Origin of the sequence: Streptomyces sp. NPDC053048, from assembly GCF_044547045.1 — a bacterium.
In the GTDB taxonomy this organism is placed as follows: domain Bacteria; phylum Actinomycetota; class Actinomycetes; order Streptomycetales; family Streptomycetaceae; genus Streptomyces.
This window is the reverse complement of record NZ_JBITZS010000019.1, coordinates 1-20514: the sequence shown is the minus strand read 5'-3', so window position 1 is coordinate 20514 and position 20514 is coordinate 1. Positions and strand designations below refer to the sequence as shown.

The 20514-nt window shown below is 72.0% G+C and carries 23 protein-coding genes and 1 pseudogene; 13 read left to right on the top strand and 11 right to left on the bottom strand.

Going from position 1 to position 20514, the window contains the following annotated elements; all coding sequences use genetic code 11:
- Positions 1-2: 2 nt before the first annotated feature.
- Positions 3-278: a hypothetical protein gene (locus ACIG36_RS32980; protein ID WP_399936140.1), complete on the bottom strand. Its 276-nt coding sequence runs from the start codon at positions 276-278 to the stop codon at positions 3-5.
- 160 nt (positions 279-438) lie between these two features.
- On the opposite strand from ACIG36_RS32980, the gene ACIG36_RS32975 reads away from it, so the two are divergent.
- From ACIG36_RS32975 to ACIG36_RS32935, 9 genes are all read left to right on the top strand, one after another.
- Positions 439-984 carry an RNA polymerase sigma factor gene (locus ACIG36_RS32975; protein WP_399936139.1) on the top strand — a complete coding sequence of 182 codons (546 nt, stop codon included), beginning with the start codon at positions 439-441 and terminating at the stop codon, positions 982-984.
- Positions 968-1714 (top strand): hypothetical protein, encoded by a 747-nt coding sequence (locus ACIG36_RS32970; RefSeq protein ID WP_399936137.1) that lies wholly within the window; start codon positions 968-970, stop codon positions 1712-1714. Before ACIG36_RS32975 ends, ACIG36_RS32970 begins: the two co-directional genes overlap by 17 nt.
- 40 nt (positions 1715-1754) lie before the next feature.
- Positions 1755-2819 carry an ROK family protein gene (locus ACIG36_RS32965; protein WP_399936135.1) on the top strand — a complete coding sequence of 355 codons (1065 nt, stop codon included), beginning with the start codon at positions 1755-1757 and terminating at the stop codon, positions 2817-2819.
- Between the two features lie 35 nt (positions 2820-2854).
- Complete coding sequence (locus tag ACIG36_RS32960) at positions 2855-3898, top strand: ROK family protein (RefSeq protein ID WP_399936133.1); 1044 nt, start codon at positions 2855-2857, stop codon at positions 3896-3898.
- Between the two features lie 61 nt (positions 3899-3959).
- A complete protein-coding gene (locus tag ACIG36_RS32955) occupies positions 3960-4454 on the top strand; it encodes a peptidylprolyl isomerase (protein WP_399936131.1) in 495 nt (164 codons plus the stop codon).
- Positions 4455-4680: 226 nt separating this feature from the next.
- Positions 4681-5937, top strand: coding sequence for a M20 family metallopeptidase (locus ACIG36_RS32950; RefSeq protein WP_399936129.1), 1257 nt, complete (start codon positions 4681-4683; stop codon positions 5935-5937).
- A 148-nt stretch (positions 5938-6085) separates the two neighbouring features.
- Positions 6086-6991 carry an SDR family oxidoreductase gene (locus ACIG36_RS32945; protein WP_399936127.1) on the top strand — a complete coding sequence of 302 codons (906 nt, stop codon included), beginning with the start codon at positions 6086-6088 and terminating at the stop codon, positions 6989-6991.
- A 14-nt stretch (positions 6992-7005) separates the two neighbouring features.
- On the top strand, positions 7006-7287 hold the full coding sequence (locus ACIG36_RS32940; protein ID WP_399936125.1) for a hypothetical protein: 282 nt from the start codon (positions 7006-7008) through the stop codon (positions 7285-7287).
- A 126-nt stretch (positions 7288-7413) separates the two neighbouring features.
- Positions 7414-8352, top strand: coding sequence for a DUF5995 family protein (locus ACIG36_RS32935; protein WP_399936123.1), 939 nt, complete (start codon positions 7414-7416; stop codon positions 8350-8352).
- Here ACIG36_RS32935 and ACIG36_RS32930 read toward each other — a convergent pair.
- The 7 genes from ACIG36_RS32930 to ACIG36_RS32900 form a co-directional block, all read right to left on the bottom strand.
- Complete coding sequence (locus ACIG36_RS32930; protein WP_399936121.1) at positions 8291-9250, bottom strand: glycosyltransferase; 960 nt, start codon at positions 9248-9250, stop codon at positions 8291-8293. The genes ACIG36_RS32935 and ACIG36_RS32930 overlap by 62 nt on opposite strands.
- 172 nt (positions 9251-9422) lie before the next feature.
- A complete protein-coding gene (locus ACIG36_RS32925; protein WP_399936120.1) occupies positions 9423-10715 on the bottom strand; it encodes a CAP domain-containing protein in 1293 nt (430 codons plus the stop codon).
- 89 nt (positions 10716-10804) lie between these two features.
- Entirely contained in the window at positions 10805-11497 is a 693-nt protein-coding gene (locus ACIG36_RS32920; RefSeq protein WP_399936119.1) for a GDSL-type esterase/lipase family protein, read from the bottom strand.
- Between the two features lie 88 nt (positions 11498-11585).
- Positions 11586-12368 (bottom strand): ferritin-like domain-containing protein, encoded by a 783-nt coding sequence (locus tag ACIG36_RS32915; RefSeq protein ID WP_399936117.1) that lies wholly within the window; start codon positions 12366-12368, stop codon positions 11586-11588.
- Positions 12369-12482: 114 nt separating this feature from the next.
- The gene (locus ACIG36_RS32910; RefSeq protein WP_399936167.1) at positions 12483-13127 is read right to left on the bottom strand and encodes a TetR/AcrR family transcriptional regulator; all 645 of its coding nucleotides are present in this window, start codon (positions 13125-13127) and stop codon (positions 12483-12485) included.
- A 99-nt stretch (positions 13128-13226) separates the two neighbouring features.
- On the bottom strand, positions 13227-13667 hold the full coding sequence (locus tag ACIG36_RS32905; RefSeq protein ID WP_399936115.1) for a thiol-disulfide oxidoreductase DCC family protein: 441 nt from the start codon (positions 13665-13667) through the stop codon (positions 13227-13229).
- 5 nt (positions 13668-13672) lie between these two features.
- Positions 13673-14101, bottom strand: a complete 429-nt coding sequence (locus ACIG36_RS32900) for a hypothetical protein (RefSeq protein WP_399936113.1) — start codon at positions 14099-14101, stop codon at positions 13673-13675.
- Between the two features lie 526 nt (positions 14102-14627).
- On the opposite strand from ACIG36_RS32900, the gene ACIG36_RS32895 reads away from it, so the two are divergent.
- Both ACIG36_RS32895 and ACIG36_RS32890 read left to right on the top strand, forming a co-directional pair.
- Complete coding sequence (locus tag ACIG36_RS32895; RefSeq protein WP_399936112.1) at positions 14628-15827, top strand: sensor histidine kinase; 1200 nt, start codon at positions 14628-14630, stop codon at positions 15825-15827.
- Between the two features lie 109 nt (positions 15828-15936).
- Positions 15937-16356: a hypothetical protein gene (locus ACIG36_RS32890; protein ID WP_399936110.1), complete on the top strand. Its 420-nt coding sequence runs from the start codon at positions 15937-15939 to the stop codon at positions 16354-16356.
- 36 nt (positions 16357-16392) lie between these two features.
- Here the strand turns inward: ACIG36_RS32890 and ACIG36_RS32885 are convergent, their stop codons facing one another.
- From ACIG36_RS32885 to ACIG36_RS32875, 3 genes and pseudogenes are all read right to left on the bottom strand, one after another.
- Positions 16393-16656, bottom strand: a complete 264-nt coding sequence (locus ACIG36_RS32885; protein WP_399936168.1) for a hypothetical protein — start codon at positions 16654-16656, stop codon at positions 16393-16395.
- Positions 16657-16757: 101 nt separating this feature from the next.
- A pseudogene (locus ACIG36_RS32880) lies at positions 16758-17066 on the bottom strand (serine/threonine protein kinase); the annotation flags it as partial.
- 205 nt (positions 17067-17271) lie between these two features.
- On the bottom strand, positions 17272-17727 hold the full coding sequence (locus ACIG36_RS32875) for an Lrp/AsnC family transcriptional regulator (RefSeq protein ID WP_399936109.1): 456 nt from the start codon (positions 17725-17727) through the stop codon (positions 17272-17274).
- 163 nt (positions 17728-17890) lie between these two features.
- Between ACIG36_RS32875 and ACIG36_RS32870 the strand changes: the two genes are divergently transcribed.
- Together ACIG36_RS32870 and aspA are read left to right on the top strand one after the other, a co-directional pair.
- Positions 17891-18886, top strand: coding sequence for an asparaginase (locus tag ACIG36_RS32870; protein WP_399936107.1), 996 nt, complete (start codon positions 17891-17893; stop codon positions 18884-18886).
- 62 nt (positions 18887-18948) lie between these two features.
- Positions 18949-20385: an aspartate ammonia-lyase gene (aspA, locus tag ACIG36_RS32865; RefSeq protein ID WP_399936105.1), complete on the top strand. Its 1437-nt coding sequence runs from the start codon at positions 18949-18951 to the stop codon at positions 20383-20385.
- Positions 20386-20514 lie beyond the last annotated feature (129 nt).

Genomic DNA, 20514 nt, shown 5'->3' with positions numbered 1-20514 from the left:
CGTCAGCGGGCGAACACGAGGTACAGCGCCGCCAGGACGGCCGCGATCACCCCGGTGAGAACGCTGACCAGGACCGACGACGTCAGCAGGTGCGCGCCTCCCATGCTCGCCATGATGCCGTTGATCAGCTCCACGACCTCGGCGGCGATCGGACGGCGGGGCCTGTCCGTCCCCTCCCGCCCCGGCTCCCGCTCCGGGCCCATGGGGTGACCGCCGTCGGTCCGCGGTTCACCGGTCTCGTGCTTCATGCGGATGCCCTCGCTTTCCTCGGTCCTCACCGAAGAAGGGGCGTTGGGCCCGCGCATTGTGCAAGCAATGGCCGTATGCGGACGGGCCGGCGGGGCCATTGCACACACGCGCACCCCCACGGACCTTAGGAGTGACCGACCTTGAGGAGGTGGCTGCGTGAGCCCCCGAGGAGATCAAGGGGCCATTCCCGTGGAGTGGCCGGGCTTCTCCGATTTCTTTACACAGGAATACCAGCGGGTCGTTCATGGTCTGATGAGAGCGGGGGCAACCTGTGAGGAAGCCGAGGATGCGGTGCAGGATGCCATGCAGGCGCTCCTCCTTGCCTGGCCGACCTGCAGGAACCACGCGGGCTGGGTCCGGACGACCGCCTGGCACGCATTCTGCAAAAGGGCCGACCGTAACCGAAAACGCGTGGAACTGGAATCCCGGAACGCACGTCTCACGGGCCCGGAACCGGCGGTGCGCATGGAACCCGACGAGCGGGACAGGGTGATGCGCGTCCTGCGCGATCTGCCGCCCCGTCAAAGGCAAGTACTGGCCCTGCATTACGACGAGTACTCCGCCCAGGAGATCGCCGAACTCCTCGGCGTGAAACCCAGCACCGTCCGCAGCAATTTGCGGCACGCGGTCGCCACGATCCGCAGGTCGCTCGAGAGATACGACACCAAGGCCGGATTCGTCTCCCCGGCGGGCGACGAAGGGAAAGAGGGAGGTTCGCATGCACAGGCGGGATGATCGGATCCTCGGCACACGACGTCGTCCGGCGGCCGGGGCCAGAGCACCGGAACTCGACGTGCACCCGGCGTTCGAGCGCTTTCTCCGCGCGGTCCGCGAGGAGGTCGAGAGCCGGCTCCCCCCGGACGTGGTGGAGAACCGTCTGCGGCAACTGCTCGCCTCCCAGGCGCGAGGGCCGGCTCCGTGCCAGGACCCCACGGCGGCGGACCCCGTGCCCTTCGAGAACCGGGCCCACTGGGCGGCCTACGGCTACCGGGCCGCGCGGCTGTGGCTCGCGGCGGTGGCGACGGCGGGACGGCCCGGCCTCGAACCGGTCCGGCGGGACGCCCAGAAGATCGCGGAGGAGGCGGTGGCACGGGCGGTGAACAGCTTCAGGGACCGGCAGCAGCCTCCGCTTCCCGCTCCCGGCGCGGCCACCCGTGCCCTGAAGACGGCATTCCTCACCGAGTGCGTACGTCATCTGCCGTACGCCCACCGGAGCCACCACCTCGGCACCGAGCAGGCCGGGTTCGATGAGTTCGACGGCTTCGAGAACCCGGGGGGCGCCGACCTGGTGCGTGTGCTCTGGGAGTGCGCGGCCACCGGAGAGGCACGAGCACTGCGGCGAGCGGCAGACCAGGACGAGGAGGCCGGCAATGGCACCGAAGAGATCGTCACCCTTACCGCCGCCGCCATCCGCGCCGCATCCCGGCTGTACCCGGACGCCGTCCCACCGTCATCCATAACCTGATCCGCCGACACGGCGGGGAACCGCCCACGCAAGGTGGCACATGAGCGTGTACGACGTGACCGTGCGCCGGATCCTGCGGCGTTCGCACCAACTCGACCACGGGCACTACGCGGTCGGCATCGAGATCCAGCCGTACAGACTCGCGGGCGTCGTCGTCGACTCCGGCGGAACGGTGACGGCCCGGTCCCGTCGCCATCTGACCATCATGGAACCGACCGAGGTCGCCGAGCGGGTCGCCGAACTGGCCGGGCGACTGGTGGCCGACAGCCTCGGCTGCGACTTCCCCAGGACGAGGGTCTGCCTGGGGGTGCAGGTCGGAGGCCCGGTCGACCCCGACACCGGGGTGGTACGCCGGCTGCGCAACGGTCCGGACGACCACGGCGAGGACAAACCGCCCCCTTACGAATGGGTGGAATTCCCGCTCGGTGCCGCGCTCACCGCCATGACCGGCTGCATCACGTCGGTGGAGAACGACGCGCACGCCTTCGCCGCCTACGAGCAGATCCTGGGCGTGGGCCGCGAGAGCCCCACGTTCGCGGTCGTCCTGATCCGCGACGGGGTGGGAGCCGGGCTGGTCGTCCGCGGCGAACGGCTACGGGTCCTGATGGAATTCGGGCACCTCCAGGTGTGGCAGCGCGGGCGCGTCTGCGACTGCGGGATGCGCGGCTGCATCGAGAGCCAGGTCGGCAACCGTGCGCTGACCGCCGTCGTCAAGGAACGGACCGGGCGGGAGCTGGACGGGCTCGAGGCCGCGCTCGCGCTCGCCGACAGCGACGAGGCGCAGGCCCTCGAGGCGGCGGCCGCCTTCCGCAAGGCGGGCACGTCGATGGCCCGGGGCATCGCCACCCTCCTCACCACCTTCGGCCCCAGCCATGTGGTGATCCATGCCGCGCAGGGCCTGATCACGGGCGGACCGGGGCGACGCGCGGCCAACACCTTCCTCCGCGCGGTCGGGCAATTTCCCACGCACACCTTTCCGATCAGCAGGGACTGCCGGATCGTCACCAAACCGCTGGACGCCTTCCGCGGGGCGCACGGCGCCGCGCTCATCGCCTTGCAGAACTGCTTCGGCGTCCGGCTACCGAATGCTCAGCCGAATATTTGACCGAACGTTTGATCGAGTATTGAGGAGAATGCCGTATGAACCCGCTGCACGAGCCGGGCCGGCTGTCCGTCGGGCTGGACATCGGAGGCACGAAGATCGCGGCCGGTGTGGTCGACGCCCGGGGGAATGTCGTCGAGCGCGTCCCGGCGCTGCCCTCCCCCGCGACCGACCAGGCCGCCACGCTGCGGACGATTTGCGCTCTCGTCGATGAATTGCGGGCCCGCCATTCCGGCATCACCGCTATCGGTGTCGGCGCGGCCGGCCTCGTCCACTGGCCCGAAGGGCGCATACGTACCGCTCCCAACAATTCCTACCGCGACATGCCGCTCAAGGAACTGCTCGAGAATGCGACCGGACTGCCGGCCGTTGTCGACAATGACGCGAACGCCGCCTGCTGGGCGGAATACCGCAAGGGCAACAGCGCCTCGTACATGGCCTTCATCACCGTGGGCACCGGGGTCGGCGGCGGCATCGTCCTCGACGACCGTCTCTTCCGCGGCCGCAGCGGGATCGGCATGGAGGTCGGCCACATGCTCGTCGATCCGCGCGGCAGCGCGCGCTGCGGGTGCGGAATCACCGGGTGCCTGGAGCCCCTGGCGTCCGGGACGGCCCTGGGCCGGTACGGACGGGAGGCCGCGGCGGCCGATCCCGGCGGGATGCTGGCCGGCCTCGCGGGCGATCCCGCCCGTGTGACCGGCGAGGACGTCTCCGCGGCCGCTCGTGCCGGCGATCCGGTGGCCCTGGCCCAGTTCGGGCAGCTCGGCCACTGGCTCGGGATCGGCATCGCGACCCTGGTCAACCTGTTCGACGTCGAGCTGGTGGTCATCGGCGGCGGTGTCGCCGCGGTCGGCGCCCCCCTGTTCACCCCCTCCGCGCGAGCTTCGCGCGCTTCGTCACCGCGGCCGCCAGCCGCGAGCTGCCGGACATCACCCCGGCCCGGCTCGGCCCGGAGGCCGGGTGGATCGGTGCCGCGCTCCTGGCGCTCGACCACGCGGCGGAGAAAACGGAGGAGGCCGTCGGGCGGACGTAGGACGAATTTTTCGCCCATGGCGAAACCGAATTCCATTGACATCGGGTGAAACGTTCGGGAACACGGGGCCGGTTTGCGCCCGAGGGGGTGGGGCGTGTCAAGTTGTCCTCATGAGCAACGTGTTCTTCGACATCACGATCAACGACGAGCCGGCCGGCCGGATCGTCTTCAAGCTGTACGACGACGTGGTCCCCAAGACCGCCAGGAACTTCCGTGAGCTCGCCACCGGCCAGCACGGCTTCGGCTACGAGGGCTCCAGCTTCCACCGGGTCATCCCCGAGTTCATGCTCCAGGGCGGCGACTTCACCCGGGGCGACGGCACCGGCGGCAAGAGCATCTACGGCGAGAAGTTCGCCGACGAGAACTTCCAGCTGAAGCACACCAAGCCGGGCCTGCTCTCCATGGCCAACGCCGGCCCCAACACCAACGGCTCCCAGTTCTTCATCACCACCATCGTCACCAGCTGGCTGGACGGCAAGCACGTCGTCTTCGGCGAGGTCGTCGAGGGCATGGACGTGGTGACGCGGATCGAGAGCCTGGGCACGCAGAGCGGCGCCACCAAGGCCAAGGTCACCATCGCGAAGTCGGGCATCGTCAAGGCCTGATTCCTCGTCGAGGCCTGATACCCGGCCGACCGGAGGCCGGTCCACCGCCCGAACGGGCGATGGACCGGCCTCCGCGCTTTTCGGCCTCCATGCCTTTCGGCCTCCATGCCTTTCGGGCCTTCGGACCTCCGGGCGGCGGCGTCGTGCCACCATCGGTACGGCACGGCATGCACAGGACACGACGGGGCGGCGCCCCGTCTCCCCTCCCCCGCCGAGGAGCGTCCTCATGAGCGACCGGACCCAGGTGTTCACGCCCACGCCCACACCCGCGCCCTCCGCCCTGCTGGCCGAGGCCCGGACGCTGCTGCCCGGCATCGTGGCGGTGCGCCGCGCGATCCACCGCACGCCGGAAGTGGGCCTTCACCTCCCCCGCACCCAGCAGACGGTCCTGCGGGCACTCGAGGGCCTGGGACTGTCGGTGTCCGTCGGCCGGGGCCTCAGCTCGGTGGTGGCGGTCCTGGAGGGGGCGTCCCCCGGGCGCACCGTACTGCTCCGCGCGGACATGGACGCCCTGCCGCAGCAGGAGGACACCGGGCTCCCCTTCGCCTCGCAGGTGCCGGGCGTCATGCACGCCTGCGGGCACGACACGCACACGGCCATGCTCGCCGGTGCCGCCCGGCTGCTCGCGACCCGGCGGCACCGCCTGGCGGGACGGGTGGTCTTCATGTTCCAGCCCGGCGAGGAGCTCGCGGGCGGCGCCGAGGTGATGATCGAGGAGGGTGTCCTGGCCCCCGCCGGCGGCCCGCCGGTGGACGGCGCCTTCGCCCTCCACATCACGGCCCGTCACGCGGCCGGGACCGTCCATCTGCGGCCGGGACCGCAGTTCGCGGCCGCCGACGTCATGCGCGTCACCGTGCACGGCCGCGCCGGGCACGCGGCCGCGCCGCACAAGGTGCTCGACCCCGTCCCCGTCGCCTGCGAGATCGTCCAGGCGCTGCAGACCATGGTGACCAGGACGGTCGGCGTCTTCGACCCCGCCGTCGTGACCGTCACCAGCGTCACGGCCGGACGCGCGTGCAACGTCGTGCCCGAGACCGCCGAGCTCTACGGCACGTACCGCACGCTCTCCGAGGCGAGCCGGCGCTCGGTCCGCGACGGCATCCTGCGCGTCGCCCACGGCGTGGCCGCCGCCCATGGCACCACCGCGGAGGTGGAACTCATCGACGGCTACCCCGCCCTGCACAACGACCCCGCCTTCACCGCCCTCGCCCACCGGGCGGCGACCACCGTGACGGGCCCCGGCAAGGTGCACGAGTCCCCGCACCCCACCATGGGCGGCGAGGACTTCTCGTACGTCCTGCAGCGCGTGCCCGGGGCCATGGCGTTCCTCGGCGCCTGCCCGCCGGACCGGACACCCGAGTCGGCGCCCGACAACCATTCCAACCACGTCGTGTACCAGGAGGACGCGATGGCGGTCGGCACGGCGGTGTACTGCGCGGTCGCCGAGACGTTCCTGGCCGGCGACGGGACGGGCGCCTCCTGAGCGACGCCCCGGCCCGCCCTTCCTGGTACATCCGGATGTATTTCTTCCGGATGGTGTGGTGACCTGCGTGGCCTGGCCGACCGGTGGCCCAGAGTGAGGAGCCCCGGCGCGCTCCCGCCGCCGGTGCGCCGCGGTGATGGGAGAAGCGATGTCGCGCAGTGTGGTGGTCACGGGGGCGAGCAGCGGTATCGGGCAGGCGACCGCCCTGCTGCTGGCCGGCGCCGGGTACGAGGTGTTCGCGACCGTCCGGAGCGAGGAGAAAGGCGACAAGCTGCGGGCCGAGGCCGAGGAGAAGGCGACCGGGAAACGGCTGCGGACACCGGTACTCGACGTCACCGACACCGCGCAGTGCGCCGAGGTGTTCGCCGACATCGCCGAACGCACCGGCGGCGGCCCCTGGGCTGTGGTGAACAACGCCGGAACGGCGCTGCCGGGGGCGATCGAGGACGTGGACGAGGAGCAGGCCCGCCGCCTGATGGCGGTCAACCTGCACGCGCCGGCGCACATCGCCCGGCTGGTCCTGCCCGCCATGCGCCGTCGCGGCGACGGCCGCATCCTCAACGTCTCCTCGGTCGCCGCCCGGTCGGTCATGCCGTTCGCGGGCTGGTACAGCGCGAGCAAGGCCGGGGTCAGTGCGCTGACCCACGCGCTGCGCATGGAGGCGGCGCCGTGGGGGGTGCGGGTCGTGCTGGTCGAACCGGGCTTCCACGCCAGCGACATGCTGAGCAACGCGGCCGACGCCTTCGAGCGGCGGGACTCGTCCTGCTCCCGCTACACCGACTGCTACCGGGCGGCGGCCCGGTCCCTGCGGGACTCCTCCCGGTTCCCCGCCCCGGAGAAGGCCGCCCAGGCCATCCACCGCATCCTGGTCACCCCGCGTCCCAGGGCCCGTTACGCGCTGGGGACGGACGCCCGGGTGGGCGTACGGCTCGACGCCCTGGTGCCCTACGCGGTCAGCGACCGCGTGAAGTCGGCCGCCAGCGGCCTGTCCCCTTCCGTCTCCGGGCTCGAGGGGCTGATGGCACGGGTCAGCGGCGTCCACCGCAGGCCCTGAGGGCCGGCACGACCATGGAACTCGATCTGGACCAGGACCTGGGACGGCTGAGCCGTGACGAACTGGTGGCCGAAGTGGGGCGGCTGCGCGCGGGCATCCGCGCCCACCGCGACAGCACCGGGCACGAGTTGTGCTGGCACCACCCTCAACTGTGGGGGCTGCTGCCGGAGCGCATGGAACCGGAGGTGGCGGTGCCGCCGTGGCCGCGCTTTCTCCGAGGCTGCGTCCGCTACCGGGAATCGCTGGAGAACGAGCTGCCGGACGCGCCGGTCGACGACCAGGAGTACAAGGGGTAGCCGTGCCGCCGCCTGACCGCAGCCGGCACCTCGCAGAGCCGTGGGCCGCCCACCTTCCGCGTGACCCGTCGTCAGCCACGTCGTTGGCCAGGGCGCCCAGCCCCTCCCCTCAGCAGGAGGCTTCGCGTGCTCCGCGCCCGTCCCGTCCGAGCCGTCGCGACGTCGCTCGCGGCCGCCGCGCTGTGGGCGGGCGGCCCGGACCGGCCCCACGCCCTGTCGCCGGCCGCCGGGCCCCCGGCCCGTAGTGCGGCGTCCTGCCACGCACCGCTGCCCGAGTGCGTGGCCGAGCTCGAGCGGACCCTGGCCTCGGTGCGCGACGGGCTCGGCTGCGACCACCGCGCGCCCTTCCCGGCGCTGTACACGGTCCTCCAGCGCACCCTGCGTGACACGCTGGTGGGCCGGCCCGGCTTCTTCACCGAGCCGTCCTGGGTGGCCGGCGACATCAACCCCGCCTTCGTCGGCCGCTACCTCACGGCGTACGAGGCCGACCGCTCCGGACACTTCGTCCCACAGCCGTGGCGCATCGCCTTCGACGCGGCGCGCCAGGGCGGAACCAACGCGGGGCAGGACGCCCTGCTGGGCATGAGCGCCCACATCCAGTACGACATGCCCTACGCCCTGGCCACGTCCGGCCTCGTCCGCGCCGACGGCACGTCGCGCAAGGCCGACTACGACCGTTTCCAGGCCGTCCTGGACCGGACGTACGGGCCCGCGGTACGCGACATCGCCGTCCGGTACGACCCGCTCCTCCACCTCGCCGACGACCGGTGGAACCCCGTCGCACACCTCACCGGGCACGAACTCATGGTCCTGTGGCGCCAGAAGGCCTGGCACCACGCCCGTCGCCTCGTGGCCGCCCGCACCCCCGGCCAGACGCGCGCGGTCACCCGCGCCATCGAGACGAACGCCGTCACCTGGGCGGCGACCCTGGCGGCCGTGCGGACCCCGGCGTACGACAGCGTGCGCGATGCCCACTGCCGCAGGCACAGCGGCGGCGGCGTGGCTACGGCACCGGCCGGGAGGCGAGGCGCTCCCGCTCACGGTCCTGCCAGCCCGGCAGGCTGACGAGCGGCGGCAGTTCGGCGATCCGGGCGGCGCGCCGGACGACCTCGCCGGGCCGGTCGCCGGGTGTCATGACGACGTTGCCCCAGTGCTCGGGCAGCACCTGGCCCTGGGCGCGGAAGTCGGTCCGCAGGGCCACGTAGAGCAGTTCGAACGCCTGCAGGGAGATGTGCGCCCAGTCCCCCTTGACGTGCTCCTTGTACCGGAGGTCCACCTGGCCGATGGCGTCGGCACCGTACCGGCGGCTGAGCTGGTCGAGGATGCCGAACTCCGTGCCCCATCCGACGGGGAAGACGAGCTCGGCGAGAGCGGAGCGCCGGCTGGCATGCTCGCCGCTGAGCGGCTGGCGCATGCCGGCCAGCTCGGGATGCAGCAGGGACAGCACGGGCCGGGCCATGGCCTCGGTGGTGCGGCCGCCCTCGTAGTGGTCGTAGAAGGCCCGTACGTGCTGGAGGGAGGAATCGGCCAGCAGCGGTGCGGCCAGGCGGGAGACCTTGGAGGAGTCGAATCTGAGGTGGTCGCCGTCGATGAAGACGACGATGTCGCCGTCGCTGGCCCAGATGCCCTTCCACATGACCGAGCCCTTGCCGGAGTCGGGGATCTCGGTGATCGGCCCGGCCTCCGAGAAGTCGATCACGCGTGCCCCGGCGCGGGCCGCCAGCCGGGCGGTGTCGTCGGAGGAGTTGTGGTTGACGACCACCACCTCGTCGACGGCGTACGCCGCCACGAGGTCCTCGACGATCGGCGCCACCACCCCCTCGATCGTCCGGGCGCAGTCGCGGGCCGGGACAACAACGGATATTCGGGTGGGTTCGCCGGTTTCCGTGGTGCAGGACCGTTTGGCGGAGGCGAGCGCCTCGGGGCGGTCGTCGTCGGACCCCGGGAAGGTCTTGATCGTCACGTGCTCACTCCTCCCGCCCTCGGTGGTCAGCCTCGCGCCGGGGGGATCGCCCGGCTTGAGACCACGATGCGGGATCCGTTCGCGTCACGCCCGGCCGGGAGCGGCACGCTGGGCCGAACCGGTGACGACCGCCTTTGATCAGTGGCATGGAACGTTGGGGGGCGGCCTATGGTCAGACGGAGCCGCCGAAGAGCTGAGTCCAGTAGGTGCCGGCGCGGCCGCCGGTGGCGTAGCCCACGCCGAGGTGGGTGAAGCCGGGGGTGAGGATGTTGGCGCGGTGGCCGGGGCTGTCCATCCAGCCGCGGACGACTTCGGCGGGCGTGCGCTGGCCACAGGCGATGTTCTCCCCGATCGCCCGGTGGGGGGCACCGGCGGCCCGTGCCCGGTCCCAGGGTTCGCGGCCCTCCGGTGTGGTGTGGGAGTAGAAGTCACGGGCGACCATGTCCGTGCTGTGGGCGCGTGCGGCCGCGGCCAGGCGCGGATCGGCGGCCAGCGGGGGCAGGGCGGCCGCGGTGCGTTCCCGGTTGGTGAGGGCGAGTACGTCGGCCACCGCCTTCTCCAGGCCGGCCGCCGAGTGGGGACGCGCCCACAGCACCGTCCAGTACGTCAGGCCCGACGCGTCGTCCACGGCGTGGCCGGGCCCGAGGTGCGTGAACGCCTCGTTCCGGAAGGGGTTGCCGCGATCGTGCCCGGACAGGCAGTAGTCCACGAACTCGGCGGCCGTGCGCGGCCCGGAGACGAGGTGTTCGGCCAGGTCGAGATAGGCGTAGCCGCCAGAGGTGACGCGCTGGAACAGCGAGATGCCCGTCGGGCTCTCGGCGGACAGGCTGCCGTGCGAGGCCATCTCCGCGGCGTGGGCGCGTGCGGCCGCGGCCAGCCGCGCGTCCACCGTCACCAGGCGCAGGCCCGCCCGGGACCGTGCGGCGTTGACCAGGGCCAGAAGGTCCGCGTGGCCGGGACCGTCGTCGAGGTCGGCGTCGGCGTCGTCCTCGACGTCGATGCCGAAGTCGCGGGCCACTCCGGCCAGCCCGTCCGCGTAGCCCTGCCCCAGGGCCCGTATCCTCCAGCCGCCGTCGCGCCGGTAGAGCTCGGCGAGCAGCAGTACGGTCTCGGCGGCCGGGCGCGGCGGGGCGAACCGGGCGAGCGGCCGGCCTCCGCCGTCCACGACGGTCATCACGGGAGCGGGCAGCGACGCCAGGGGCGTACGGGCGTCGGCGGGGCTGAGGACGACCGTGACCCGTGCCGCTCCGGGGCGCAGCCGGGCCGGGTCCACACTGATGGTGGCGCCGTCCAGCCGTGCGCCGGGCGCCGTGGGCTGGTTGAAGAAGACGAAGTCGTCGTCGCCTGCCACCCGGCCGTCCGCGCCGGTGACGATGACCGACAGGTCGAACGGGCCGGGCACCCGTATCGAGAGCGCGCCCGGGGGCAGCGCCTGGTTCGCCCCGGCCGTCAGTTGGTTCGCCACCGCCGCGCTCATCCCCCGCCCGCTGTCCCGGTCCGCGCCTTCCGGCTGTCACGAGGGGAACGGGCCGTGGGCCGGGGCGGTTCCCCGCGTCAGTGCCCGGCGGCGCGCCGGTACGGGCCCGCCACGTCCCAGGCCTGGTACATCGCGTCGGCGAAGGCGGCCGCGATGCGGTGTTCGCCCTCGGCGTTGGGGTGGGTGCCGTCGTAGGTGTCCCGCTCCAGGTCCCAGCCGGGCGGCTCGGAGGCGAGCAGCAGGGGCGACCCCGGCGCGTCGAGGTCGGCGACGGTCTTGGCCAGCAGTTCGTTGAAGCGGTCTATCTGAGCGGCGAAGTCGGGTTCGTCGCGGGCGCGGACGTTGTGGATGACGGGCAGGAGCACGGCCCGTACGCGCGGGGAGGCGGCCCTCGCCTCGGCGACGAAGCGGCGGACGTTGCCGGCGGTCTGCTCGGGGTCGGTGTAGAAGCCGAGGTCGATGAGGCCGAGGGAGATCAGGAGGGTGTCCGGCCGGTGGGCGCGTACGGCGTCGCCGACCATCGGAGCCATGTGGAACCAGCCCTCTCCCCACCCGGCGAGGTGTGCCTGGGCGCGCTCGGGGAAGCCGGCGGCGCCGTAGTCGAGGGATCCGGGGGCGTCGGCGGCCGGGTCGTACAGCTCCCGCCGGGGGCCGACGATCCGGAACGGGCCGCCGTAGGAGGCGCACAGGTGTTGCCACATGCGGTAGCGCCAGGTGAGGTCACCGGCGCTACCGATGGTCATCGAGTCGCCGACGAACATGATCCGCATACACCCATCATCGCGGACGCCCGGAGGGCAGCGCTCCGGCGGGGTCGCCTCCGGGGCAGGCGGCGGGTTCCCGGGGCGGCTCGAGGGCTCAGACCCCTGCGGCCGCCGCCGTCGGCCGGGTGGCAGGCCGGGCGTGGTCCACTGGCGGGACGTCGAGCGGCCGGGTGGGGTCCAGGACGTCCTTGACGATCGGGCCCGTCGAGGCCATCACGTCGGTCACGAACCGTCCGCGCCCCACTCCCAGCCGTCCCAGGGCCGGGCCGTGGTCGGCGGCCACGAACACCGAGGCGCCGAGCATCATGGCGCGCCAGCCCGTCATCGTCAGCGAACGCAGCGGGCGTGCGGGCAGCTCGGCCACCGAAGCGCGCAGGCGGCGGCAGTGGAAGGGGATGTGGCGTTCCTCGTCGGCCAGGATGCGGGCCGCCACCTCGGCCACCAGCGGGTCGTCCGCGCCGTCCCGTACGGCGCGGTAGTAGCGCACGGCCACCAGCTCCGCGACCATCAGGGTCAGCAGTTCCATGCGCAGGCCGAGCAGCCGGCGGAGCCGGACGAACACCCGGTCGCTCCAGCAGGTGTCGATGGTGGGCTGCCCGCCGGCCGCCAGCAACAGTGCCAGCAGGCGGGCGTGGTTCTGCTCCTCGGCGACGAAGAGCCGGACCGCCTCGGCGTAGTCGGCGTCGCCCGCGCGGTCCGCCTTGCCGATGAGGTTCGCCCCGTCGCCGTCCTCGCCGACCTGGAAGCGCTGCAGGCTGCGCCACACCTCGTCGGGCAGGGCGGCGCCCGTCGTCCAGTCGGGGTCGCCGATCCGGCGACGCTGTTCGGCCTCCTCGACGAAGTGCTCGGTCCATTCCGCGAATTCCGCCGCGCTCATGTGGTCGCCCCGCCCCGTTCGTCGTGTTGTTGATTACTTGATCGAATAGGAGTCAATCAAACATTTGTCCAGAATTCGTCGCGGATCCGTCACGAACGATCGGACAGGGCCCGCTCAGCGGGAGGTGCGTGCGACGACCGTCCGGGCCATGCCCGGCAGGAAGTCCGTGAACAGCTCGTGCACTTCGTGGACGAGCGGTCGCAGCACCCGGAAACGGGCCAGCGACACGCCGCGGGTGGTCAGCCGGGCCCCCCGGTCGGCCAGCCTGCGGCTGCGCTCGCGGTCGGGGGAACGGTCGAAGACCCAGTACAGGACGAGCCCCATCTGGGACAGCCACAACAGCTCCGGCAGCACATCGACGAGCTCGGCCGGCACCTTGGCCCGGGAACCGGCGAGCACCTCGCGATGCACGGCGATGGCCGCCTCGCGCGCGTGCTCGGACTCGGGCGAGAAGGGGCTGAGGGGGCTCTCGGGGTCGGCGGCGTTCTTGAAGAACTGCGCGGCGAACTCGTGGTAGGGCTCGGCGATGTCCAGCCAGGCCCGCAGCACTCCGGCGATCCGCGCCTCCAGATCGGTCTCCCGCTCCAGCACCTCGCGGACCGCCGCCTGGTGCTCGGCGGCGATCCGGTCGTAGAAGCCCTGGATCAGGTGTTCCTTGCCGGCGAAGTAGTAGTACGCGTTGCCGGTGGAGACCCCGGCCTCCTTGGCGATGGCCCGCATCGTGGTCTTGTCGTAGCCCCGCTCCTGGAAGAGCCGCATAGCGGTCTCCAGGATCAGGGTGCGGGTCTGCTCGCTCTTGGCCGGTCGGGGTTCGTTCTCCGCCGGTCGGGGCTCGTTCTCTGCTGGCACGGTCCGAGCCTAATCCGGTACGGCGCAGCCGCTGTCGCAGGTGCCCATCGCGGAGCGTGGCTGCCACCAGGCGCCGCGGTACCGGGCGGCGGTCAGCACTGCGCCGCGCGCGAGCCGGAGACCGGAGGGGGTGCTGAGCCTGTACGCGAGCGGCCGGTACTTCTCGAGGGCCCACAGGCACACGACCCAGGCGGCGGCCCCTCGGTAGACCTGCCCGCTGTCGTCGACAGCGGTGATCTCCACGAGGGTGGACGCGTGGTCGAGCTCCGGGAACCGGCGCCGGGCCTCGTCCGATCCGGCCGGCACCGCATCGAGCGGCACCAGCTGCCACTGTCCGCGGAGCCAGTCGCGCACGAAGACGCAGAGCGCGCACTGCGCGTCGTACAGCACGGTGATCCGGCGTACCGGGACGCGCGAGGCATCCCGGTCGGCGGCGGCTCGGGCGGCCATCGGGCTCAGTGCCCGGCGGCCGGCGGGGCCCACGACCCCTGCGGGCCCGCGTAGCCCTGGGGCTGTACCGGAGGGGTCCGGTCCAGCGCCATCATTCCGCGCCGGCGGAACTTGTTGAGGGCGTAGACGTTGCCGAGGTGCATGACGCCGAGCACGAGCAGCACGACTCCGAGCTTCCGCGACAGCGCCTCGAAGACGCCGCGGGCGTCGGCGATCGTGGTGTCGTCCTGCAGGTACAGGGCGATGAACCCCAGGTTCACCAGGTAGAAGCCGACCACCAGCAGGTGGTTGACGGCGTCGGCGAGCTTCTCGTTCCCGTGCAGGACGTCGGCCAGGAAGACCCTCCCGTTCCGGCTGAGCGTGCGCGCGACCCAGACCGTGAGACCCAGGCTGATCAGCAGATAGATGACGTACGCGACGACTGTGAGGTCCACGTCCCCCACCCTTCTTGAACGTGTTCAAAAGTGCTTGTCGGTGAGGACTGTAGACCTGCTTTTGAACGCGTTCAAGTCGGGAGACTCGAGGGCCGGTGGCTACTTTGTGCAATCGACCGAAAGCGGATCGCGATGGGCGCTTAAACCTCGGAAACAAACCCCTTGACTTCGGACAAATAAGGAGGAAAATTGCGATTACCCAGACAACCGGTGAGAGCCGCACCGTCGGTGGAGACGTCCATCGGCCCGAGTGACCCCCATCTCGGCAAACTGGCTAGGCCCCCGGAAGGGCACATATCGAACGGAGTCGTCAGCGACGACTGGGGACTTGCGGATCGATATGGAGCGCCGGGGGCTGTCGTGTGTCCGGGTAAGTCTTCCCTCCTGCGCGGCGATGGACTGGCGGCCGCCCCGGCCCGTGCTCCACCCGGCGCGGTACGAGGAAGTCCGCCTCAACCCTGCGGTGGAGGAGGGCATCAACCCCCTGCCCGACGAACGCCCCATTCCGCGCGGATAGGCTGCGGCAATGCGGACAGGCGGATCGCGGGTTCTCCGGCGCGGTGGTGATTTCCTGCGGCGCGTCGGCGACGTGATGATCGCGCTGGCGCTGACCGCGCTGACCGTCGTCTTCGCCCTCGAGCAGCAAGCCCCCGAAGGATGGCGCCCGTTCGACGGGCCCGCCGTCGCGCTGACCGCGGTGATCTATCTGCCGATGGCCTTCCGGAGGCAGCTGCCGTGGGCGGTACTGGCGGTCTCCTGCTCGGGCTACCTCACCTACTCGGCCGCCGGCTACCCGCTCTCGGTCAACGTCTGGGGGCCGGTGCTCGCCTTCTTCACCGTCGCCACCCTTCAGCCGACCCGGGTGGTGGCGGCCGCGGCGGTACCGACCGCCGTCGTATGGACGTACGGCTCGCTGCTCACCGGCGTCCTCTCCGCCCCGGTGAGCGTGGGACAGACCGTGCTCGTCCTCGGCATCGCCTGGGGATTCGGCGCGAGCGTCCGCCAACTCGGGCTGCGCAACGCGAAACTGGCCGATCTGACCCGAAGGCTCCAGATCGAGCAGGAGGCGCGGGCGCGCCACGCGGTGACCGAGGAGCGCCTGCGCATCGCCCGGGAGCTGCACGACGTGGTGGCCCACCATCTGTCGGTGCTCTCCGTGCAGAGCGGGCTGGCCCGCTATGTGTTCGACTCCGATCCGGGGACCGCCCGGGGCGCGCTGGAGACGATCAACACCACCGCCCGGCAGACGCTGGAGGACATGCGGGGCCTGCTGCAGGTGCTGCGGATCACGCCCGACGGCACCGACGTCGCCGGCGGTTCGCCCTTCGGTCCGACACCGGGGCTGGGCGATGTGCCCGGACTGGTCGAGCGCATGGCAGCCGCGGGCGTCGTCGTCGAGGTCACGGCGGACGGCCGGTGGCGGCCGCTGGCGCCGGGTGCCGACCTGTGCGCCTACCGCATCGTCCAGGAGGCGCTGACCAATGTGCTCAAGCACGCGGGGCCGGCCCGGGTGACCGTATCGCTCGCCTACGCGGCGGAGCTGCTCACCGTCCGGGTGACGGACGACGGCGGGCGGCCCGGTGGGGTTTTCCGCGACGAAACAGGCAGTGGTCAGGGACTGATCGGCATGCGGGAGCGGGTCAGGATGTACGGCGGACTCTTCCGTGCCGGTCCTCGGCAGCCGGCGGGATTCGAGGTGATGTTCACCCTTCCCATCCCGCCCTAGCCAGGGCGTGTCGGTGGCTGGGTCCTCCGGCCGGTGGGCAGAGTGAACGCGTTCCAGGTGTCCAGCCGGGCGCGGCCCGGCCGAGAGCGGAGTACGGAGTACGGAGTTCATGAAGCGCACTGCTGTGAGAAGCCGTCGGTCCCTGCGCACGATCGTGTGCGGGACGGTCGCCCTGGCCCTGTTCACCGCCGCCGCCCCCGCGGTGTCCGCGGAGGGGGCCGACTGCTCGGGACAGACCTGCCTCGAGGTCGAGGGGAGCGGCCTGTACGTCGCCAAGGTGACGGCTTCGGTCCCGGCGGACGCCGCGTTCTACGGGTTCATCCAGCTGGACATCGCCGGCCGGAAGCTCCCCAGCGCGGTCAGGCACTGGCACGAGGGCTCGAAGTACACCGTCGCGCTGGGCCGCAAGGTCCCCGACGGCACGAAGATCTGCGCCGAGGGCTGGGAGAAGCTCGAGGACAACCCCCAGCCGCGGTTCCACGGCCGCGTCTGCAAGGTGATCAAGGAGGCCAGGAAGAGCAAGGGCTGACATACCCCCGGCGCACCGGTCGGCGAGGCACGGCCGTCACGTCTGCGACGCGATCACCAGGATCAGCACCAGCACCACGGCCAGCGCCACGACGAGCGCCGCCAGCACCGGCGGCGCTGGGGGCTCGTCCTGCGTCGTCACCGGTGCGCCGAAGACGTCCCGGCCCGTCGCGGCGAAGGCCAGCACGCCGCCCAGCGAGAAGACATCGCTCGGCGGCCCCACCCGCGCGCCCTCCAGTTGCTCCGGCGACATGAACGGCGGCGTGCCCATGACCACTCCGGGCAGGGTGAGCCCGAGCACGCCTCCCACCAGCGAGATCCCGAAATCGATGACCCTGGTCCGTCTGCCGCCAGCAGGACGTTCGACGGCTTGAGGTCCCGGTGCACCACGCCGGCGCCGTGGATGGCCTGCAGGGCCTCCGCCAGGCCGGCTCCCAGCGGCCACAGCTGCTCCCCGGGGAACGGTCCGTCGGTGCGGACGGCCTCCGCGAGGGACGGTCCCGGCACGTACACGGTCGCCAGCCAGGGGGGATCGCCGTCCGTATCGGCGTCGACGACCGGGGCGGTGAACGCCCCGCCGACCGCCCGCGCGGCCTCCACCTCCCGCGCGAACCGCCGCCGGAACGTCCGGTCGGCCGCCAGTTCGGGCCGCACCACCTTCACCGCCATCGCGCGCCCGCCCGGCGAACGCCCCAGGTACACCCGTCCCATCCCGCCCGAACCGAGCCGCCCCTCGATGCGGTAGCGGCCGACCTGCCGGGGATCACGCGCCGGGCCCTTCACCCACACCACCCCACTCGCAAGGTTCCGGCCGGCGCCGCGGCGTCGGCCGGGGATTCGTGGACGTGCAGTGTCCCGCGAAACCCCCCTCCGGGGGAGCCCGGCGGCCGGGACGGAACGGCGGCCGCCCGGGGCCTCAGCCGTCGACCGGCAGGCCCCGGGGTTCCTTGATCCGCTTCATGATGATCTGCGAGTTGACCTCGGTGATGCCGGACAGCGTGGTGAGGCGTTCGATCCACAGCCGTTCGTAGGCGGTGAGGTCGGCGACCGCGATGCGCAGCAGGCAGCCGGGGCTGCCGAAGAGCCGGTACGCCTCGATGACGTCGGGGATGTCCTGGAGCGCGGCCTCGAAGGCCTCGACGGCCTCCCGGTCGCGCTTGACCTCGATGGAGACGAGGACTTCGAAGCTGCGTCCGACGGCCTCGGGGTTAATGACCGCCCGGTAGCCCTGGATGACGCCGTCCTGTTCGAGCTGGCGGACGCGGCGCATGCACGGCGAGGGGGTCAGGCCCACCCTCTGACCCAGTTCCTGGATGGTCAGCCGACCATCGTTCTGGAGCTCACGCAAAATACTTCTGTCGATCTCGTCCACGGCGCGATTATCCACCACGGTTCGCGGCCCTGCCTGCCCGAATCGGCGATCCAATTGCGTTCGATTCGTCCTATCGTTGCTGCCCGTCGTCCGCGTTCGCGGGCGGCTGACAGGGCTGTCCGCCTCTGCGCGGCAGTGATGATCCGCAAAAGGAGCGAGCAACGTGCGACAGGTCGTCGTCATCAGTACGGGCGGGACGATCGCCAGCCGCTGGCAGGGCTCCGGGTTCGCCGCCGACGCGCGGGGCGGGGACGTGCTGGCCACGGCCGTGGTGCCCGAGGACGTCACCGTGCGGGTCGTCGACCTGATGAGCGTGAACAGCGCCCGGCTCACCACCGCCCACCAGCTCGCCCTGCTGCGGACCGTCCGCGAGGTGCTGGCCGACCCCGCCGTGGACGGCATCGTCGTCACGCACGGCACGGACACCCTCGAGGAGTCCGCCTTCCTGCTCGACCTCCACCACGACGACCCCCGGCCCGTGGTCTTCACCGGCGCCCAGCTCCCGCTCGAGGCAGCCGACGGCGACGGACCGCGCAACCTCCACGACGCCCTGCTGACGGCGGCCTCGGTACGCGACCTCGGCGTGCTGGTCGTCTTCGACGGACGGGTGCACGCCGCGCGCGGCACCGTGAAGGTGCAGACGCTGGCCGCCGACGCGTTCGCCGACCCGTCCGGAAGCCGGGTCGCGGACGTGGAGGCCGGTGGCGTCGTCGTGCACCGGCGCCCCGAGCGCCCGGCGCCGCTGCCCCTGCCGGCGGCCGACGCCCCGCTGCCCCGCGTCGACATGGTCATGCACCACTGCGACGGGGATCCGCTGCTGTTCAACGCCGCCGTCGAGGCGGGCGCCCAGGGCATCGTCCTGGTGGCGACGGGCGCGGGCAACGCCACGCCCGAGATAGCCGCCGCCGTCGAGGCGGCGGTCGCCCGCGGCGTCCTCGTCGCCCTGACCACGCGCGTCCCCACCGGCCCGGTCGCCGAGATCTACACCCACGGCGGCGCCGTGGACCTCGCCGCCGCCGGCGCGGTGCTCACCGGAACCCTGCGCGCCGGCCAGGCCCGCATCGCCGTCCTCGCCGCCACCCTCGCCGCCACCGACCCGGCCGGCCGCACCCACGCGCTGCGCCACGCCCTCGCCGCGCCCGTACCGGCCGCCGCCTAGCCCCTCGCCGGCCCCGGCCTCCTCCCCCGTCCTCCCCCCACCGCACCTGATCGGATCCCCCCATGTCGGCCGTCCCCGGTCCCGTCCGCACCGAACACGACCTCCTCGGCGAACGCGACGTCCCCGCCTCCGCCTACTACGGCGTCCACACCCTCCGCGCCGTCGAGAACTTCCCCATCACCGGCACCCCCATCTCCGCCTACCCCGACCTCGTCACCGCCCTCGCCTCCGTCAAGCAGGCCGCCGCGCTCGCCAACCGCGACCTCGACCTCCTCGACGACCGCAAGGTCGACGCGATCGTGAAGGCCTGCGAGGAGATCCGCGCCGGCCGGTGGCACGACCACTTCGTCGTCGACGTGATCCAGGGCGGCGCCGGCACCTCCACCAACATGAACGCCAACGAGGTCATCGCCAACCGCGCCCTCGAGCTCCTCGGCCACGACAAGGGCGACTACGGGCACCTGCACCCGCTGGAGGACGTCAACGCCGGGCAGAGCACGAACGACGTCTACCCGACCGCCGTCAAGGTCGCGCTGCAACTCGCCGCCGAGCGGCTGCTGCAGGCCATGGACGTGCTGCGCGAAGCCTTCGCCGGAAAGGCGGAGGAGTTCGCGGACATCCTGAAGATGGGCCGCACGCAGCTGCAGGACGCCGTGCCCATGACGCTGGGCCAGGAGTTCGCCGCCTACGCCGTCATGCTGGAGGAGGACCGCGCCCGCCTGGCCGAGGCCTGCGCCCTCATCCGCGAGATCAACCTCGGCGGCACGGCCATCGGCACCGGCCTCAACGCCCACCCCAACTACCCCGGGCTGGCCTGCAGCCACCTGAGCATCATCACCGGCATCCCGCTCGCGGTCGCCGGCGACCTCGTCGAGGCCACGCAGGACATGGGCGCGTTCGTCCAGCTCTCCGGCGTCCTCAAGCGGATCGCCGTCAAGCTCTCCAAGACCTGCAACGACCTGCGCCTGCTGTCCTGCGGCCCGCGCGCCGGCCTCGCCGAGATCAATCTGCCGCCCGTCCAGGCCGGTTCGAGCATCATGCCCGGCAAGGTCAACCCGGTGATACCCGAGGTCGTGAACCAGATCGCCTTCGAGGTCATCGGCAACGACGTGACCGTCACCTTCGCCGCCGAGGCCGGCCAGCTCCAGCTCAACGCCTTCGAGCCGGTCATCGCCCACAGCCTCCTCAAGAGCATCGGTCACCTGAGCGCCGGCTGCCTGACGCTGGCCGAACGGTGCGTCACCGGCATCACCGCCAACCGCGAGCACCTGGCGCGCCTCGTCGCCCAGTCCATCGGCCTGGCCACCGCCCTCAACCCGCACATCGGCTACGAGCAGGCCACCGCGGTCGCCCAGGAGGCCCTGACCACGGGCGCCGCCGTCCACGACCTCGTCCTGGCCAAGGGGCTGCTCACCGAGGACCGGCTCCAGGAGATCCTCCACCCGGACAACCTCGCCCGCCCCCACGCGCGGACCGCCGCCACGGCCGTCCGCTCCTGAAACAGGCTCCTGAAACAGAAAGAAGAAGTTCTCTCATGGCAACGGCGCCTAGCGTCTCGTACTCGATGACGGTCCGGCTGGAGGTTCCCGCGGGTGGGACCGCGGTCAGTCAGCTCACCACGGCCGTGG